7 protein-coding genes are annotated in these 16,254 nt (G+C 48.8%); 2 read left to right on the top strand and 5 right to left on the bottom strand.

Translation table 11 applies throughout. The features are described 5' to 3' along the window. Nucleotides 1-36: 36 nt before the first annotated feature. The 5 genes from ettA to F569_RS0103580 form a co-directional block, all read right to left on the bottom strand. Complete coding sequence (gene ettA / locus F569_RS0103555; RefSeq protein WP_026941076.1) at nucleotides 37-1,695, bottom strand: energy-dependent translational throttle protein EttA; 1,659 nt, start codon at nucleotides 1,693-1,695, stop codon at nucleotides 37-39. 230 nt (nucleotides 1,696-1,925) lie between these two features. Next, a complete protein-coding gene (locus F569_RS0103565; protein ID WP_026941077.1) occupies nucleotides 1,926-2,249 on the bottom strand; it encodes a hypothetical protein in 324 nt (107 codons plus the stop codon). Between the two features lie 74 nt (nucleotides 2,250-2,323). Then, on the bottom strand, nucleotides 2,324-2,761 hold the full coding sequence (locus F569_RS0103570; RefSeq protein WP_026941078.1) for a hypothetical protein: 438 nt from the start codon (nucleotides 2,759-2,761) through the stop codon (nucleotides 2,324-2,326). Nucleotides 2,762-2,905: 144 nt separating this feature from the next. Then, a complete protein-coding gene (locus tag F569_RS0103575; RefSeq protein ID WP_026941079.1) occupies nucleotides 2,906-4,144 on the bottom strand; it encodes a vWA domain-containing protein in 1,239 nt (412 codons plus the stop codon). Between the two features lie 182 nt (nucleotides 4,145-4,326). Next, on the bottom strand, nucleotides 4,327-7,128 hold the full coding sequence (locus F569_RS0103580) for a M16 family metallopeptidase (protein WP_162143733.1): 2,802 nt from the start codon (nucleotides 7,126-7,128) through the stop codon (nucleotides 4,327-4,329). A gap of 323 nt (nucleotides 7,129-7,451) precedes the next feature. Between F569_RS0103580 and F569_RS0103585 the strand changes: the two genes are divergently transcribed. Next, entirely contained in the window at nucleotides 7,452-8,066 is a 615-nt protein-coding gene (locus tag F569_RS0103585; RefSeq protein WP_026941081.1) for an HAD-IB family phosphatase, read from the top strand. Nucleotides 8,067-8,203: 137 nt separating this feature from the next. Further along, on the top strand, nucleotides 8,204-16,117 hold the full coding sequence (locus tag F569_RS0103590; RefSeq protein ID WP_026941082.1) for a peptidoglycan-binding protein: 7,914 nt from the start codon (nucleotides 8,204-8,206) through the stop codon (nucleotides 16,115-16,117). Nucleotides 16,118-16,254: the final 137 nt, after the last annotated feature.

Raw genomic sequence — 16,254 nt, forward strand, 5'->3', positions numbered from 1 at the left:
CACTATAGGCATGTTCAGCATTAGGATAAAAGAGGACTATCTCTCAAATTTCACAAATTTCAGCTTCTTTGGCATGTCGGCATCGTCACCTAAGCGGCGTTTTTTATCTTCTATATAATCCGCGAAGTTACCTTCAAACCATTCAACATGGCTATCGCCTTCATAGGCGAGGATGTGTGTGGCGACGCGGTCGAGGAAGAATCTATCATGGGAAATGACCACGGCGCAGCCTGGGAATTTCTCTAGGGCGACTTCAAGTGAGGCCAGTGTTTCGCGGTCCAAATCGTTGGTCGGTTCATCGAGCAAAAGCAAGTTGGCGGGACGCGTCAGCATCTTAGCGAGATTGACGCGGTTACGCTCACCACCCGAAAGTTGTCCGACATTTTTCTGCTGATCCGTGCCTTTAAAGTTAAAAGCCCCAAGATAAGCACGGGACGGAACCTCACGTTTGCCCAGAACAAGAATATCTAATTTATCCGAAACAGCTTCCCAGACGTTGAGGCTGTTATCCAGCGCGTCACGGTTCTGATCGACATAGCCAAGCTCAACTGTTTCGCCGACTTTAAACGTGCCTTCATCGGGCTGTTCTTGACCTGTAATCATCTTAAACAGCGTTGTCTTACCAGCGCCGTTCGGGCCGATAACGCCGACAATACCGCCGCGCGGCAAGCGGAATGACAAATCTTTAATCAAGAGCTTATCACCGAAACCTTTACTCACATTATTGGCTTCCACCACAACATTTCCAAGACGCTCACCCATCGGGATACGTATATCCGCATGAGACACAACCTCGGCAGACGCTTCATCGCGCAACTTTTCATAAGCCGACAAACGCGCCTTAGATTTGGTTTGACGCGCTTTGGGATTAGAGCGGATCCATTCTAATTCGCGTTTCAACGCTTTGGATTTACTATCGCTCTCACGGCCCTCTTGCATGTTGCGTTTGTCTTTAGCTTCTAGCCATGACGAGTAATTGCCTTCATGCGGATAGGCTTTGCCGCGATCAATTTCGAGCGTCCAATTTGTGATATTATCGAGAAAGTAGCGATCATGGGTAATGAGGATAATCGCGCCTGAATATTTGACGAGGTAATTCTCTAGCCAATTCACAGTTTCCGCATCCAAATGGTTGGTCGGTTCATCGAGAAGTAGTAGGTCAGGCTTTGACAAGAGCAAGCGGCAGAGCGCAACGCGTCGCGCCTCACCGCCTGAGAGATTATTGACCGGGCTATCTTTGGGCGGGCAGCGCAGCGCCTGCATGGCCATTTCAATTTTGGAGTCAATGTCCCACGCATCACGTCCATCAACTTCGTCCTGAAGCTTGGTCATCTCTTCCATGATTTCGTCAGAATAATCTTCGGCCATTTTCATGGCGACTTCGTTATATCGGTCAAAGATCTGCTTATCTTCACAGCCCTCAATGACATTTCCCCAAACGTCTTTGTCATTATCCAGCTTAGGCTCTTGCGGAAGATAGCCAACGCGCGTGCCTTCAGCGGCCCAATGCTCGCCGGTCACTTCGGTATCAACGCCCGCCATAACTTTCATCAGGGTCGATTTACCCGCGCCGTTGACCCCGATGAGACCAATTTTGGCATCAGGATAAAAGGACAGATGCACATTATCGAGGATAGTCTTATTGCCGAATTTCTTCGTCAGACCTTGCATATGATAACAGAATTGACGGGCCACGGGGCGCTCCTGAGTCGAGGGGTGATTTCAAGAGCGCGATATGGAACGGGAAAGCCTGTTTTGCAAGGGTTAGTCTGCGCTGGACGGCGGCGTCATTGTCCATGCCGTACGGGTGATGGGGATTAAGCCTATCGCTGCTATAATAAGTGGTAAGCCGAAAGAGAGCAGGACGGGGTTAACCGCCCAATCAGACACAGCATCAGAAACCGTTTCTAGATAATCAAATCCGATTAGGAACAAAAAAAGTACCCTAAAAGCACCACGAGCTTCAATGCCTTCGGTGGAGCACCACAAAGGGGGTGAATGCTGATGGCACCCCACAAACCAAATAAAATAAACACAATGACTATACCCGTAACCATTTGCAACTTCTGCAATGGCATGGGCCAACTGAATACATCAAACAAACCTGTCAGAAGTAAGACAAAATATGCAGTCCCTATAAAAAACGCGGTCGTCATTATCCGTAATAATATAAGGCTAAAGCGAGACGTGCCATCATCACCCGTCACGTCCCAGAGCGTCATAATGTCATGATTAACAGACGTTTTCATTACTGGCCTCTAGTACTACCCTAACAGGAAAAGTTAGAGATGTCATCTACTTCACCATATCTTAGCTAATGAGTCTATTTGCGCGGCACAGCAATCGGAATACAACTATCTCCGCCATAGCCCAAAATACTACCTTCTGGACAAGCGATCGGGTCAGGGTTTGAGGGCATAGTAGGATAAGGCTCGGATATTACAGGCGGCACGTATGGCGGGTCTGTGACGATCGGAGGCGAAGGCTCCACAGGTTTGGTAATAGTAGGAATAGGCAGCGTTTCGCATGCCCCAGGAAAACAAGGCACTGGGGCTGAATATATGGGCGATGAAACAGGAACGGCAGGATATTGCAGAATCGGTCCGCAAGGCACCATAACTGTGCCGCAAACTTCTCCATGATTTACGGCGGTCTCATCACCGTAACGAGACGCCCCCTGAGTCGAACATGCCGCAAGTAAAACACCCCCAAATGTCAGCCCCAGTAATATATGATGAATTCTATTTTGATGCCTTGTCATAACTTTCCATAGACAGATTCTCTATAATTTGGCCACTAAAGAGTTTTCCGACGACATTGGTCCTAACAATGAACAAAAAAGCCCCGCACCGAGCGTTTTCTTCAAAACGCAAGAGCGAGGCTAAAATTGTATTTTGTAAACTGACTAAGCTGTTAGGCGCAACTCAGTTAGGCTCGCAGCGATGACATCAAAAGCTGCTTTTAGGTCTGCAGAATTTGTTGCATCGAAATACTTATCCGTATCAGAGGCACAATCACGCAAGAGGTTTTCAGTCTTTGTATCACCGACTTCATAAGCAATTGTGTAAACTGTGATGTCTTCGTCTTTGATTTTCAAGCAGATATCCTCAGCTGTATTATCCGCATTTGCTTGTGACCAAGCTTCGTGGAACTGTCCATTCTTGGAACGCGTATTCGCGCCATCTGTCATCACAATCATAACCTTATCTGTTTTGGTATCACTTTTCGCAGCTGCTTCCTGAAAAGGTGCGCGGCTGTCTAGAGTTCTCCACCCCCACATCAAACCTGATGGGAGATAAGTCCACCCCGCAGCATTCAATCCAGAGATGGCTGACTTTGTTTCGTTCAGATTATTTGTAAGAGACGAAATAGGCGTGCCGCAATTAATATTTGTTGTCGCAGGAACCGCAGAACCACCAACAACATCCACGCGCTGCTCTAGTCTTCCAGTACGCGACCCAACGCAGCCATTCCAATCATTTACGGATTGGCCTCGCGCCGGCATAACGTCAAGCCAATTGGCATTTACATTATTAGGGCCAACATTGACATATTGCGCAAATGGCACAACGGACATTTTGATGTTGCCGCGATCATTATTAGACGCAAGTTGGTCAACAAGATTATTACCCGCAATCTTAAGCGTCGCCATTTTATTGCCTCTCATAGACCCTGTTGTATCGAGGACTAAAGCGATCTCAAGCTTCGTATCAGCATATAGAGCTTGTGATGTTGCGCCAATATCAAGACCGGATTTTCCGAAGATACCCGTAAAATATGTTGGGATTTTATTTTTCGCTTCAACAGTAACAAGATCGCCATCGCGTCTGATATCTTCGAGTTTGATATTAACCCCCTCAGAGCCTGGATAAACTGACTGCAAATACTCATTCGCCGCTTGGTCAAGCTCAGCTTGCGTCTTGAACTGACCTTTCGCCGCCATAAGCGCAATCGCATCCGTTGTATCTTGCAAGCGCTGTTTAGCAAAATAACCGTTAGACGCATCAACAGAAACAGCCAATCCGCCGATTAAGATAGCTATCGAGACAGCTGCCATAACGGCGAAATTGCCTTTTTCATCTTTTTTAAATTGCGCCGCTGTATTGGCTAATTTTGTCTTAAGTGTCTTAGTTGCATTTAACATAGTCTTATTCCTCACAATATCCGAACCCACATGTTCGGGATTTGCGAGAAGCGTTGCAGACACTCTGCCAATAGGGGAATTTTGTTCGAAAATAACTCAGCCGAGCTAAATTATGGTAAACAAACCGTTAAATCTTAGGTTTTCACGACCCATCTAAGATAACAATAGGTCAAGAAACAAAGTTACCTCTCAGGTAAGACTTGAATGCGGTAAGCTTGTTTTGGATCAAAGAGTGTCTTGGCGAGCGGTTTTAGATCATCCACTGTCATGTTTTGATACGCCTCGAACCGGCTGCGGTGGCGCTCAAGACTTTCCGGGTCGGATTGAGACTCAGAAATGATGTTCATCCAATAGCCATTACTCTCAAGGCTTGTTTCGATACGCTCACGTGCGGGCTTTATGGCCCGTTCAAATAATGCCGCGTCAAAGTCTCCCGCACGGAATTCTGCGGCGATCTCATCAACTTTCGCACTGATACGATCAATATCATTGGGGTTTAGCTCTAAAGATGCACCTATATAGCCAAAGCCGGGATAAATGCGCGGGTTGTAGGAAAAGGCGGATGGTGAATAACTTGCCCCCTCCTCTTCTCGCATAACCTCTGTCAGCCGTAATTGAAACATTTCTGAAATCATACTCACGCGTCTTGAGGTCGTAATATTAGTACCGTCGGGCGCAGGCCAATAGCTTCGCAAAAGAGCTGTCTCCGCCTCGCCAGCATGAGACAATTTTATAGGGCGCGGGGACCCTTTGGCAAATTTCAGCTCTGTATCAACGCTTTCGAGCGATGGAATATCGGCTTTAAACTTTGGCAGAGCTCCGAAAGTTCGAGCCACTTGGTCTATAACAGCCTCAACATCAACATCTCCGACAACCCCAATTTCAACGGCTTCCGATGTCAACTTTGGATCGAGCCATTTTTGTAATTCAGACATCTCAATTTCAATTAACTCATCTTCATCAGGAATTCCAAAACGTCTGTCTCCGGACCGAAGCAAGCGCTCGACATCACGTGCGGCCACCCCTCCGGGTGTACTGTCTAGCGTGGGATAAAAAGACTGTATGTAATTATCATAACGTGACTTAACTTCAGCGCGATATCCTGGAGCTGTGGCATAAGCGGCCATAAGATTGAGTTGATCGCTTATATTATCAGGTACAGTCGCACCTGACATATACATACGCCGGGATCCAAAATTAATTGATGCGCCAACTGTTTTCCCAGCCATCAATGTCTGAATATCATCAGCGCTATGCGCCTTGAGCCCGGCCAAGCTGAGCATATTCGGGGCAAACCACTTAAATCCTGGATATTCTTCTGGAAAAAAAAGCTCTCCCTTACCGAGCGCGACGCTAATTGATATGACGTCTTTCTGATAAGGCGTCTTCTTTATATTTAAGCGCACATTATTTTCGAAAATGATTTGCTCAAATTCGATATCCTCAACTGTTTTTCTGGAGACCACTTTACCGGGAACACCAAATTCCGTGTAAGCAAATTCTGTCTTCTTCGTCTCGGCCAAAGGCTGGACTTTCACAGCGCGGCTATCTTCCAGTGCCTTTAGCATTACGTTTTCAGCGTCTTCGATAACTCTATTCGTGGAGAGATAAAGTTGAGCCGTGTCCAACCCCTCCCATTTTGCTTTAAAGGCCTGATGCACTTGTTCGGGCGTGATAGTGTCCGCGTAAGCTTCAAAGCGCTCCAGATTGGCCTTCGCATCGGTCAGCACTTGATTTGACGAAAAGCTGCTCATGATCTGACGCGCCAAAGAAGATGTACGGCGGGTCGGAGATGTCTGCACGGCAACCTCTAATGCTTTGCGCGTATTGGCAATTTGTTCGCTCAGCTCATCTTGGGAGAATCCAAACTCATAGGCTTGGCGCAAAGCCTGCTCACCTTGCGCCAAGGCCTTATCCCATGTTTCAGCTTGCGTGCTCATAGATAATGAAGATAATCCACGAACATCATAAATAGAGGAACTCGAAGCAGAGGCATTTATAAAAGCCGCCTCATCGCTTCGCGCTATTTTAGCAAGTCGTCGGGACAGGATTCTGTTACCCAGACTCTCAATAAAAGCCGCCTTGCGATTTTCCGCCGTATCTTTGCGCAAATCCGGGGGCCCCATCACAGTTAAAGAAATTGAGGTTTGAATCTCTGGATCTACATAATATTCCGCTTCGATACCACGCTCGCCGAGCGGTTTAATATCGACGTCAGATTTGCTTTCACCGACAGACGCCCAGTCGCCGAAAAACTCTTCTATCTTTTCAGACGCATAGTCAGTTTCAAAATCCCCCACCAAGACAATGAAAGTATCTTCAGGTCTGTAATATCCTTGATAAAATTCACGAAAATTCTCAGGCGTTACTGACCGGATAGCCTCTTCAGTTCCAATTGGAATACGGTTTGGATAAGGAGAACCGTCTAAGTAAAATTTCAGTGACGCAATCGATGCTTTATAAGCGGGACTAATGCGTGCGCGCTTTTCTGCCAGAATAACGCCGCGCTCTCGGTCAATTGCATCCGGGTCAAGCGTGAGATTACTTGCAGTTTCCCGCATTATCATGAGTGTCTCGTTCAAAATATCATCATTCACTTCTGGAAGCTCAAGCTGATAAATCGTTTCGTCAAAACTTGTAGAGGCATTGGTGTCCGCGCCAAAAGCTAACCCGTATTTTTCGAGCCGCTTGATCATCTCGCCCTCAGCTATGTTTTTGGATCCGTTAAACGCCATATGCTCAAGGAAGTGCGCCAGTCCTTCCTGGCCATCTGGTTCGTTTATGGAACCCGTATCAAAGCGCATTAATAATGACGCTGTGTTTGAGGGAGTCTCATTGGCCATAACAGCATAACGTAGACCATTTTGCAGGCGCCCATACTCAATCTTAGCTTCAGCGGTCAGGTCGCTACGCTCATGCTCAAAATATGTTTCGCCAGGAGCTTCTCCGCATGAGATAAGTAATATTGCCGTTGCGGCGGACATGAATAAGTGCTTTCCAAGCATAAGAACCTCTAAAGTCGCATTTTCAAAGCTATCGATTTATAGCTGTGGGTATTCGCCTCAACAGGCAAGATTTTTATACGATATGCGTCAAAGAGAGCACTGTTTTTGTCATAAATACTGCAGTTTGCGTAAATACTAGCTAGGCGTCCACTTAGGCTTAAAACCATCATTCATATTGCATTCAGTTCCGCTACACTAACCCACCGTTAACTTAGTCGCAGGGAGCTCTTGCATTGTTGTTATCTTTGGCTCAATACGCGCAAAATCGGGAGATTCGTCCCGAAAACGTAGGAATGAACTTAATGACCGTGAGTCCCTCACCTGTTGAGATTGTCGTCTTTGATTTTGATGGCACAATTACAACAGATGATACATTTCGCCTCTTTTTGCGTTACTATGCAGGAGTTGCCAAATGGGCCCTTAACATATTGTTATTGCTGCCCGTTTTTGTTGGCTATGCACTAAAAATTGTGGATCGCAATCAAGCAAAAATCTATGTGATCCGCAGGTTCTTCAAGAACGCGCCTGTTGAACGCCTGAATGCGCGCGCAGCATCATTTGCCGAAGAGATTATTCCAAGCTTGATTCGCCCTCAAGCACAGAGCTGTTTGGACGACAAAAAAAGCGACTTAGAGTCATTATATATATGCAGCGCATCTATTGCCCCTTATTTGCGGGCTTGGGGTGAGTCGCAAAACATTCACAACATCCTAGCCACCGAGCTTGAAACGGACGGCAATCGCTATACTGGCGAGATAAAAGGATGGAATATTTGGGGAGAAGGCAAAGTTCGCCGTATTTTGGCCGAATTTGCGCCACACCCTGTAAAAATTATTGAAGCTTATGGTGACAGCAGAGGAGATCGAGAGATGTTACACGCCGCAGAAGCGTCTTACTTCCGACCTTTTCGCCTATGACCATTTTAGCCATTGAATTTCCCTCTCAACCTATTAAGAGGGGATTAACGCCTGATCAGTCCGTCAAGGATTGGTTAAGCTATGAGGTATCTGCATGTCGCAGGTAATTGTTACTAAGAGTTTGGGGGTTTTATAAAATGAAACGCACTCTATTATTGGCCGCATCGGCCGCGGTATTAGCCGCACCAACTATAGCTCAGGAGTTACCGCCAGGTAACCCACTTCCGGGCGAATGCTTCGCACGTGTCATCGTGCCGGCAACTTATGAAACGTCAACGGAACAGGTTGTTCTGCGCCAAGCTGGCGAGGAGATCGTTAAGATCCCTGGTCGCATGGAAACCGTAACAGAGCGTGTTCTTGTTCAAGAAGAAAGCTATGAGCTTGTCATCGCTGGTTCAGGCGGCGGTATTGTTCCTGGCCGCGGCGCGGTTACTGTCACAGTCGGCGGAACGTCATACAACATTGACTCTGCAAGAACTGTCACAGACTCAAACGGCCGTAGAATTGGTACTGTCGATAGCGACGGAAACATCGTTGGTACAAACGGTTCCGTTTTAGCCGCTAACGCTGTCAACCCACTAACGCTCATCGGCAGAGGCTCCAACGCCACGTCACTTCGTGTAGGCGGAACAACTTATCGTGTCGCTTCAGACGGAACTGTTCGCAATGCTTCAGGTTCTGCAATCGGAAGCCTCGGCGCGAATGGTAGCATTATGCGTTCAAATGGAAGTGTACTCGTCAGAAATGCTGTTAATTCCTATGGCGCTAGCACTGGTACACGTTCAGGTCAGCCAAGCTTCAGCACAGTGACTGAAACTGTTGTTGTTCAAGAGGCCTCAACAGAACTCGTTTCTATCCCGCCTGTTTATGAAACAGTTACTGAAACAGTTGTTGTTCAGCCTGAGTCGGTTGAATATGTGACTGTCCCTGCGGTTTATGAAAATTATACAGACACAGTCGTTGTGCAAGAAGCCTCGACTGAGCTCGTAACAATTCCCCCAGTGTTCGAGACAGTCACAGACACTGTTGTGGTTCAAGAAGCTTCAACAGAACTGGTAACAATTCCTGCAACTTTCGAAACCGTCTCTGAAACCGTCGTCGTCCAGCCTGCTGGCGTCGAATATGTTTCTGTTCCTGCAACATATGAAACAGTCTCTGAAACAGTTGTGGTCCAAGAGGCCTCAACAGAGCTTGTCACTATTCCGGCAACATTCGAGACCGTTACTGAAAACGTTGTTGTTCAGGAAGCGTCAACTGAGCTTGTTACGTCACCGCCTGTTTTTGAGACAGTTACTGACACTGTTGTGGTTCAAGAAGCGTCAACTGAGCTTGTCACTATCCCGGCAACGTTTGAGAGTGTTTCTGAAACTGTTGTCGTAACGCCAGCTTCATCTACATATGAAACTGTTCCTGCTGTTTACGAAACAGTATCTGAGCCTGTTGTTGTTCAAGAAGCGTCAACAGAAATGATTTCTATCCCAGCGACTTATGAAACAGTGACTGAAACTGTTGTTGTTCAAGAAGCTTCAACTGAGCTTGTGACTATTCCTGCTGAGTTTGGGACTGTAACTGAAACTGTTGTTGTTCAAGACGCAACAACCGAGCTTGTGACTATTCCCGCCACATACGAAACAGTAACTGACGTTGTCGTTGTGCAGCCAGCATCTGTTGATTATGCAGTTGTGCCTGCTGAGTATGAAACATACACAGATACAGTGGTCGTACAGGAAGCGTCAACTGAGCTCGTGACAATACCGGCAACATTCGAAACAGTTTCAGAAACTGTTGTCGTTCAGCCGCAATCCGTTGAATATGTTGTGGTTCCTCCGCAATATGAAACAATCCAAGAACCTGTAGTGGTTCAGGAAGCCTCAACTGAGCTTGTCACAATACCGGCAACATATGAAACAGTGACTGACACGGTCGTCGTTCAGCCTGCATCTGTTGAGTATGTCAGCGTTCCTGCTGTATATGAAACAATCCAAGAGCCTGTCGTTGTTCAAGAAGCATCAACAGAGCTTGTCACTATCCCGGCAACATTTGAAACAGTGACTGAAACAGTCGTTGTTCAACCTGCTGGCGTTGAATATGTGACCGTTCCGGCGACATATGAAACAGTTCAAGAATCTGTTGTTGTTCAAGAAGCGTCAACAGAGATGGTCTCTATTCCGGCGACATTCGAAACAGTTACTGAGACCGTTGTTGTTCAGCCGCAATCTGTCGAATATGTCAGCGTTCCTGCTGTTTATGAAACAATCCAAGAGCCTGTTGTTGTTCAGGAAGCGTCGACCGAAATGGTGACAATCCCTGCAACATTCGAAACAGTGACTGAAACTGTTGTCGTAACGCCGCAAACTGTTGACTATGTCAGCATTCCAGCGACTTATGAGACTGTTCAAGAAGCTGTCGTTGTTCAAGAAGCCTCAACTGAGCTTGTCACTATCCCGGCAACATTTGAAACAGTGACTGAAACAGTCGTTGTTCAGCCTTCTGGCGTTGAATACGTCTCTGTTCCGGCCGTTTATGAAACAGTTACTGAAACAGTTGTTGTTCAAGAAGCCTCAACTGAGCTTGTCACTATCCCGGCAACATTCGAAACAGTTACTGAAACTGTTGTCGTAACGCCGCAAACTGTAACGTATCAGTCTGTTCCGGCTGTCTATGAAACAGTATCCGAAGCCGTTGTGGTTCAAGAAGCCTCAACTGAACTTGTGACAATTCCAGCTACGTTCGAAACAGTCTCTGAAACTGTCGTCGTAACGCCTGCTTCTGTCACTTACGAGACAGTTCCAGCTGTTTATGAGACAATTCAAGAGCCTGTTGTTGTTCAAGAAGCGTCAACTGAGCTTGTAACGATCCCTGCAACATTCAAAACTGTTACAGAAACTGTTGTTGTTCAAGAAGCCTCAACTGAGCTTGTCACTATCCCGGCAACTTATGAGACTGTTTCTGAGACATATGTTGTTCAAGAAGCAGCTAGTGAAATGGTCACAATCCCAGCGACGTTCGAAACAGTCACTGAGACTGTTGTGGTTCAGCCGCAATCTGTGGATTACGTCTCTGTTCCAGCTCAATACGAAACATATCAGGAAGCTGTTGTGGTCCAAGAAGCCTCGACTGAGCTCGTAACAATCCCCGCGACTTTTGAAACGGTTACTGAGACTGTTGTTGTTCAAGAAGCTTCAACTGAGCTTGTCACTATTCCGGCAACTTACGAGACTGTTTCTGAAACAGTTGTCGCCAGAGAAGCGACGACAGAGCTTGTGACTATTCCTGCTACATTTAAAACTGTCACTGACACTGTCGTAGTTCAGCCGCAAACAGTGGAATATGTATCTATCCCTGCCGAATATGAAACTTATCAAGAGACAATTGTTGTCCAAGAAGCGTCAACTGAGCTCGTAACAATTCCTGCAACATTTAAAAATGTTACAGAGACTGTCGTTGTTCAAGAAGCCTCAACTGAGCTTGTGACTATTCCGGCCACTTTTGAGACTGTCACTGAAACAATCGTTGTTCAGCCTGAAACAGTCGAATATGTTGCTGTTCCGGCGAAATTCCGCACAGAGCAACAAACATACGTTCAGCAAGAAGCAGCTAATCAGCTAAGAATCATCCCTGCAACTTATGAAACAGTTACAGAGACAATTGTTGTTCAAGAAGCCACCACACGTCTTGAAGTCGTTCCTGCGACTTATAAAACAGTGACTGAAACAGTTGTTGTTCAACCAGCACGTGTTGATATTGACGTTATTCCGGCGAAATATGAAACACGCTCCGAGCGCGTTCTCATTGAACCTGCTCGTGAAGAGTGGAAGCCAGGTAGCCAAGCTATCAATGCAGGTCAACTTGGTGCGGGTGGTCGTATTAATACGAACACACAAGGCCAGTTTACTGTCTTTAACGGCGTCTCTGAGCAAGTTGTTCAATCCACACAAACAATCGTGTCACAGACAGGTGAAATTCTCTGTCGTGTCTTGATCCCTGCGAAATACAAAACAATCACTAAGCAGGTTGTTGTGTCTCCGGCCCGTACAGTCGAACGTACTATTCCGGCTGTAACGAAGCAGATCACGAAGCGTGTTGTTGACCGTGAAGCGACGACTCGTGAAATCCCTGTTCCTGCACAGACACAAACAGTAACGCGCCGCATCGTTAAGACACCGGCCCGTGTTGTTGATGGCGGATCTACAGGTTCATTTGGCGGCGGAAGTTATTCCGGTTTTGTCGATAGCAATAGCGATGGCCGTGATGACCGTGACGGTCTCTCACGTACAGCAGCTGCAGCTGCGGATCGTGCCGGCGGTGGACGCCGCGGCGGTGGTTCAGGCCTTAATGCTAACGCTCAAGGCGGAAACTTCAGCCAGAGAATGGGCACAGTTTCAACACGTGTTGTTGCTGAAGAAGCTAAAGTTGTTGAACGCCGTATTCCAGCTGTCACGAAAACAGTGTCGCGCCGTGTTGTGAAAACTCCAGCCCGCACACAAGAGCGTGTCATCCCAGCGAAAACATCAACTGTAACGCGCCGCGTTGTTGACCGTCCTGCATCTACGCAAGAACGTGTCATCCCGGCTGTCACAAAAGTCGAAACACGTCGCCGCGTCAAAAATCCGGCCCGCACAGCTGAGAAGGTCATTCCGGCCATCACGAAAACTGTATCTCGCCGTGTTGTTGACCGTCCTGCGTCAACACAAGAGCGCGTCATTCCTGCTGTCACTAAGACACAGACGCGCCGCGTTGTGAAAACTCCGGCTTCAACACAAGAGCGTGTTATTCCAGCTCGTACACAACAGGTTACACGCCGCGTTGTGAAAACTCCGGCATCAACGCAAGAGCGCGTTATTCCGGCTATCACCAAGATGGAAACACGTCGCCGCATTAAGACACCTGCGTCTACAGCTGAGAGAGTTATCCCCGCTGTAACTAAGACTGTGTCTCGCCGTGTCGTTAAGACACCGGCTCGCACACAGGAACGTGTCATTCCGGCTGTCACAAAAACACGCACTCGCCGTGTTGTTAAGACACCTGCTGCGACTCAAGAGCGGACAATTCCAGCTGTAACGAAGCAAGTTACTCGCCGTGTTGTTGACCGCCCTGCGTCTACGCAAGAGCGTGTTATTCCAGCTGTCACTAAGATGGAAACACGTCGTGTTATCAAGACACCGGCTGCGACTGTTGAACGTGCTGTTCCAGCAGTGACAAAAACTGTGTCTCGCCGCGTTGTCAAAACACCGGCGGCTACGCAGGAACGTGTTGTTCCGGCTATCACGAAGATGGAAACACGCCGTGTCATTAAGACACCCGCGTCAACTGTCGAACGTGTTGTTCCCGCTGTAACGAAGCAAGTGTCACGCCGTGTTGTGAAAACTCCGGCTCGTGTCACTGAGCGTTCTATCCCAGCTGTCACAAAGCAGGAAACTCGCCGCGTCATCAAGACACCAGCAAGCACAATCGAACGTGCTACGCCGGCTGTTACGAAGACTGTGTCTCGCCGCGTCGTTAAGACACCGGCCCGCACACAAGAGCGTGTTGTTCCGGCTATCACGAAGATGGAAACTCGCCGCGTCGTTAAGACACCGGCTGCGACATCTGAGCGCGTTATCCCGGCAGTTACAAAGCAGGTCACACGCCGTGTTGTTAAAACACCGGCCCGCACACAAGAGCGCGTTATTCCGGCTGTCACGAAGATGGAAACACGCCGTGTCATTAAGACACCCGCGTCAACTGTCGAACGTGTTATCCCGGCTGTAACAAAAACATTGTCTCGCCGTGTTGTGAAGACACCTGCTGCGACACAAGAACGTGTCATTCCGGCTATCACGAAGATGGAAACACGCCGTGTTGTTAAAACACCCGCGTCAACTATCGAACGTGCTACTCCGGCTGTGACAAAGACTGTGTCCCGCCGCGTCGTCAAAACACCTGCTCAAACACAAGAGCGCGTTATTCCGGCTGTTACTAAGATGGAAACACGCCGCGTTGTGAAGACACCTGCGTCTACTGTCGAGCGGACTGTCCCAGCGATAACGAAGCAAGTGTCCCGCCGTGTTGTGAAGACGCCAGCGTCAACACAAGAACGTGTCATTCCGGCTATCACTAAAATGGAAGCACGTCGTATCGTTAAAACTCCGGCACAAACAGTCGAGAAGGTCATACCGGCCGTCACGAAGACTCTTACGCGCCGTGTTGTTAAGACACCGGCTCAAACACAAGAGCGTGTTGTACCGGCTATCACGAAGCAAGAAACACGTCGCCGCATCAAAACTCCGGCTCGCACTGTCGAGCGGACAATTCCTGCGGTCACAAAGACTGTGTCTCGTCGCGTCGTTAAAACTCCGGCTTCAACACAAGAACGCACTATTCCGGCTCGTACGGAACAAGTGACACGCCGTGTCGTTAAGACACCGGCCCGTTCAGTTGAGCGTGCTGTTCCGGCTATCACAAAGCAGGAAACACGCCGTGTTGTGAAGACGCCAGCGTCAACACAAGAGCGCGTCATCCCTGCCGTTACTAAGATGGAAACACGCCGTGTCATTAAGACACCGGCTGCGACTATCGAACGTGCGGTACCGGCTGTCACGAAAACGGTCTCTCGCCGCGTCGTTAAGACACCGGCTCGTACACAAGAGCGGGTTATCCCGGCCGTGTCCAAGCAGGTTCAGCGCCGCGTCATGCGTACACCAGCGTCAACTACTGAGCGCGTTATCCCGGCTGTTGTTAAGCCTGTAACTCGTCAGGTCGTTAAGACACCGGCCCGTACACAAGAGCGCGTTATTCCGGCTGTCACGAAAACAGAAACACGCCGCGTCGTTAAAACACCAGCGTCAACTGTTGAACGTGCCATCCCGGCAATCACGAAGACTGTTTCACGCCGCGTCGTTAAAACACCAGCCCGGACACAAGAGCGGGTCATCCCGGCTGTGTCTAAGCAGGTGACACGCCGTGTCATGCGCACACCAGCCTCGACACAAGAGCGGGTTATCCCGGCTGTGACGAAAACGGAAACACGTCGCCGCATCAAAACTCCGGCTGCAACGCAAGAGCGTCGTATCCCGGCTGTGACGAAGCAAGTGACACGCCGCGTCGTTAAGACACCAGCCACAACGCAAGAGCGCGTTATCCCGGCTGTGACGAAAACGATTACACGCCGCGTGCCAAATGCAGCACCTCGTGTAGAGCGCCGCGTAATCCCGGCCCGTTATGACACTATCACTGTTCAAAGAGTGGCTGAACCAGCCCGGACAGAGACACGCGTCATTCCGGCTCAGTACGGCACAATCGAACGTCGCACACAGACCTCTCCTGAGCGTGCTGAGTGGCGTCAGGTTCTCTGCGAAGCGAACGCGAACAGCACTGTTATCTCCGCTATCCAGCGGGCTCTGAAAACTCAGGGTTACTATACAGGTGCCATAGACGGACGCTTAGGCCGTGCTACTTACGCAGCGGTTGAGCAATTCCAGACACAAAAAGGTCTTTCAACAGGCGGCCTAACGCTAACAACAGTTGAAGCCCTTGGTGTAAACTGGCGCTCAATGGTCTCTGGTACATCAGGCGTGACTACTGGCGGCTTTACGTCTGGCGGAACTGTTTCCGGTGGATCGACCGGCTTCACAACCGGTACGTCTGTTAGCGGTTCAACTGGCTTCTCATCAGGCGCGATAAGCGGCGGTGCGGCTAGTGGTTACACAGTCGGAGCAGACGGTTCTGTCCGCGATGCGTCCGGTGCTATGATTGGCCGTGTTGATGCCTCAGGCAATGTTGTGAACTCAGCAGGCCAGATCATCATGCGCGGCGTATCAGGCTCATCTGTGGGCGGCGCGGTAAGCGGTGCAGCAGGTTCAATGTCCGGTGGTTCAGTCGGTTCTGCTATCAGCGGCGCTGCAGGCTCAATGTCTGGCGGTTCTGTAGGCGGAGCTTCCGCAGGCGGCTTTACAGTTCGCGCTGACGGTTCAGTGACTAACGCCTCAGGTGTTGTAATTGGACGCGTCGATGCGAATGGTAACATCATTGATGCGGCTGGCCGCGTCATTGGCCGCGCAACTCGCGGCTAAGCCTAAACCTATAAAGTTTGATCAGCCCCGCTTTCGTAGCGGGGCTTTTCTTTTGGGGATAAACCTCAGTCAGTCAGCTTTCCTTATTACGGAAAACCGCGTTGACACCGGGCCAAGCGCCTGTATATAGAGCCACA

Origin of the sequence: Hellea balneolensis DSM 19091 (genome assembly GCF_000428525.1) — a bacterium.
In the GTDB taxonomy this organism is placed as follows: domain Bacteria; phylum Pseudomonadota; class Alphaproteobacteria; order Caulobacterales; family Maricaulaceae; genus Hellea; species Hellea balneolensis.